We start from the raw sequence: 271 nt of genomic DNA, 5'->3' as shown, positions 1-271 counted from the left end.
CGCCAACATGTGTTTGTTCGGCGAAGGCACCTTCCAGCAAGTGCGAACGAAGTTCGCCCAATGACGCGAGACTAACGGAAACGCCCGGTTCCTCGGTGAAATTAGAGACTCGCTCTCCCGTCCGAACAAAAAACGAATGAGTTGTATTGCTGATGCGGCAGGAGCAGGTTGCACCTTTCCCGATCAGCTCAATGGTCTTCGTTGGGTAGCCGGTTTCCTCAAGAAGCTCGCGCGCCACTGCAGTACGCGGATCTTCGTTTGGGTCCAACAT

General features: G+C 54.6%; 1 protein-coding gene. It reads right to left on the bottom strand.

Going from position 1 to position 271, the window contains the following annotated elements; genetic code table 11:
- Positions 1 to 271: NUDIX domain-containing protein (locus C1X29_RS28550; protein WP_146023312.1), on the bottom strand; the 271-nt coding region annotated here is incomplete at both ends.

Source organism: Pseudomonas sp. GW456-12-10-14-LB2 (genome assembly GCF_002884345.1).
In the GTDB taxonomy this organism is placed as follows: Bacteria; Pseudomonadota; Gammaproteobacteria; order Pseudomonadales; family Pseudomonadaceae; genus Aquipseudomonas; species Aquipseudomonas paraglycinae.
The sequence above is the reverse complement of the archived record's forward strand: the minus strand, read 5'-3'. Positions and strand labels throughout refer to the sequence as shown.